Source organism: uncultured Sphingomonas sp. (assembly GCF_937871615.1).
GTDB lineage: Bacteria > Pseudomonadota > Alphaproteobacteria > Sphingomonadales > Sphingomonadaceae > Sphingomonas.
Map to the genome: position 1 here is coordinate 1 of NZ_CALMPA010000050.1, position 2,807 is coordinate 2,807.

General features: G+C 66.6%; 4 protein-coding genes. 1 reads left to right on the forward strand and 3 read right to left on the reverse strand.

What is annotated here, in order from left to right; translation table 11 throughout:
• The coding region (locus Q0316_RS15215; RefSeq protein ID WP_298674120.1) for a GcrA family cell cycle regulator at nucleotides 1–256 on the reverse strand (256 nt) is incomplete at its 3' end.
• A 62-nt stretch (nucleotides 257–318) separates the two neighbouring features.
• Here Q0316_RS15215 and Q0316_RS15220 point away from each other — a divergent pair.
• Nucleotides 319–1,173 carry an ABC transporter permease gene (locus Q0316_RS15220; protein WP_298674122.1) on the forward strand — a complete coding sequence of 285 codons (855 nt, stop codon included), beginning with the start codon at nucleotides 319–321 and terminating at the stop codon, nucleotides 1,171–1,173.
• A gap of 7 nt (nucleotides 1,174–1,180) precedes the next feature.
• On the opposite strand, the gene Q0316_RS15225 is transcribed toward Q0316_RS15220, so the two are convergent.
• Both Q0316_RS15225 and Q0316_RS15230 read right to left on the reverse strand, forming a co-directional pair.
• Nucleotides 1,181–1,684: a GNAT family N-acetyltransferase gene (locus Q0316_RS15225; RefSeq protein ID WP_298674125.1), complete on the reverse strand. Its 504-nt coding sequence runs from the start codon at nucleotides 1,682–1,684 to the stop codon at nucleotides 1,181–1,183.
• Between the two features lie 44 nt (nucleotides 1,685–1,728).
• The coding region (locus Q0316_RS15230; protein ID WP_298674126.1) for a deoxyguanosinetriphosphate triphosphohydrolase at nucleotides 1,729–2,807 on the reverse strand (1,079 nt) is incomplete at its 5' end.

Sequence of the window (2,807 nt, forward strand, 5' to 3'; positions counted from 1 at the left end):
CGGCGGGTGGCGGCGGCGCAGCGGTGGGCGCTGCCTGCGCCGGCGTCTGCGCCTTTGCTCCCGCCTTTGCCTCGGCTTTCGCCTCGGCATCCTTGGGCACCACCGGCGACGGGCGCGATTGCAGATCGAGGCGATGCGCCTTGCCGATCACCGCATTGCGGCTGACGCCGCCCAGCGCCTCGGCGATCTGGCTCGCGGTCTGCCCGCTTTCCCACATGGTCTTGAGCGTCTGGATACGCTCCTCGGTCCACGACATCGTATTTCCTTCGCTGGCGGCCGGGTTGCAGGCGCTCGCAGCAGCGTTTACCCGCATGTGCGATGAGCAGCCATCCCCCAATCGGCCAAATTCCGTCGGCAATCAGAAACGCGCCAGGCGTCCCGGTGATCCGGAACGTCAATTGGGGCGGCCTGAAGACCCTCTATTTGAAGGAGGTGCGCCGTTTCTTCAAGGTGCAGCTCCAGACGATCTGGGCGCCAGCCGCCACGACATTGCTGTTTCTGATCGTTTTCACCATCGCCACGGGCGCGAAACGGCCGGTGCATGTCGGCGGAATCGACATTCCGTTCGCCGATTTCATCGCCCCTGGGCTTATCATCAGCCAGGGGATGATGGGGCCGGCCTTCGCCAACGCCAGCTTCTCGCTCCTGGTCGGCAAGATTCAGGGAACGATCGTCGATTATCTCCAGCCGCCGCTTTCCAATGCCGAATTGCTCGCCGCGCTGCTCGGCGGCGCGATGACCCGCGCCTTTCTCGTGGGGACGATCTGCTGGGCGGCCATGGCGCTTTATCCGGGCGTGCGTGTCACGCCGGTGCATCCGTGGGCGGTGCTCTGGTTCGGCTTCCTCGGCGCGGCGTTCCTGTCGCTGCTCGGCGTGCTGACCTCGATCTGGGCGGAGAAATTCGATCATGCCGCGGCGGTGACGAATTTCGTCATCGCGCCGCTCGCGCTCCTCTCGGGCACCTTCTATTCGGTCGACAATCTCGCGCCCGCCTTCCGCGCGTTCAGCCATGCCAATCCGTTTTTCTACATCATCTCCGGCTTCCGCTTCGGCTTTCTCGGCACCGCCGATTCGCCGGTGCTGATCGGCAGCGTGGTGATCCTCGCGATCGACGTGGTGCTGGGCGTGCTGTGCTACGCGCTGTTGCGCAGCGGATGGAAGCTCAAGAGCTGATCGCGGGTCAAAGCGCGCGCCGCATGTAAACGTCGCAGCGCGCATATGGCGATTTGGGGCGCGCTTCGGGCGCAAGGTGCTGAAACCCGCTGCGCTCGTAGAGCGTAATCGCCGGGATCAGGGCCTTGTTCGATTCCAGATAGAGCGACCGCGCACCCATCGCCTGTGCCCGCGCGATCGCCGCATCCATCAGCTTGCGCCCCACCCCGCGCCCCTGCGCGGCCTCGGCGACGGCCATCTTCGCCAGTTCCAGTTCGCCTTCCGCATAAGGGATCAGCGCGACGCACCCAAGCGCGACGCCCGCCTCGTCCTCGGCGATCAGGATCGCGCCGCCCTTGTCGATCACGCGCGCCTGCGCGGCGCCAAGCTGCTCGCGATCCTTGTCCTCCACGGCGAAGAAGCGTTCGAGCCAGGCGATGTTGAGCGCGCTGAACGCGGCGGCGTGACGCGGCTCGAACGCCACGATAGAAATATCGTCGGCGCGCGCAGGGGTGGTCGATTGATCTGCCATGCCGGTGCGATCGCACGCACGCCCGCAGGTCGGCAAGTGGCGGCCTAAAACCCCTCCGGCATCGCCGCCGGCCCCACCACGCGCTCATATTCGCGGATCGCGAAACGATCGGTCATGCCGGCGATATAATCAGCGATGTGGCGCGTGAGCGCCGGTTCCTCGCGCGGCGCATCGGCGCGCCATTCCTCGGGCATCAGGCACGGATCCGCGTGGAATGCCGCGAACAGCCCGGCCACCACGTCATGCGCCGCCGCCGCCGCCTCAAGCTGGCGTGGGTGGTGATAAAGGTTGGCGTACATGAAGCGTTTGAGGTCTCGCTCCTCCTCGCGCATCGCATCGGAAAAGGCGACCAGTGCCCGCCCCGCCGCGCGCACGTCTGCCACGTCGCGCACGCCCGCGTCGGCGATGCGCCGTTTCGTCTCGCCAATCAGATCGAGCACCATCGTGCCGATCTGCTGGCGCACCAGTTCGCGCGACAGCCGGCGATCGGAGATATCCGGGAAACGCGCGCGCGCCGCCGCCCAGCCGCGCGCCACCAGCGGCACCTCGCGCAGTTGCTCGGGGCTGAGCAGCCCGGCGCGCAGGCCATCGTCGATATCGTGATTGTCGTAAGCGATATCGTCGGCGATCGCCGCGATCTGCGCCTCAAGGCTGGGCCAGGTGTGGAGATCGAGCGCAGCTTCCGCATCCGCCTCGGCCAGCGCCCAGCCGGGATGGCGGACCGGGCCGTTGTGCTTCGCCAGCCCCTCCAGCGTCTCCCATGTCAGATTGAGCCCGTCGAAGCGCGGATAGGAACGCTCGATCCGCATCAGCGTGCGCAGCGCATGGCCGTTATGGTCGAACCCGCCCGCCGCCATCGTCGCGGCCTTGAGCGCATCCTCCCCCGCATGGCCGAACGGCGGATGGCCGATATCGTGCGCAAGACAGATCGCCTCGGTGAGATCCTCGTTCAGCCCCAGCGTGCGCGCGATCGTGCGCCCGATCTGCGCCACTTCAAGGCTGTGCGTCAGGCGGACACGAAAATGATCGCCATCGGGGGCGAGGAACACCTGCGTCTTGTGGCGCAAGCGGCGGAACGCGATCGAGTGGATGATGCGATCGCGATCGCGCTGATAATCGTCGC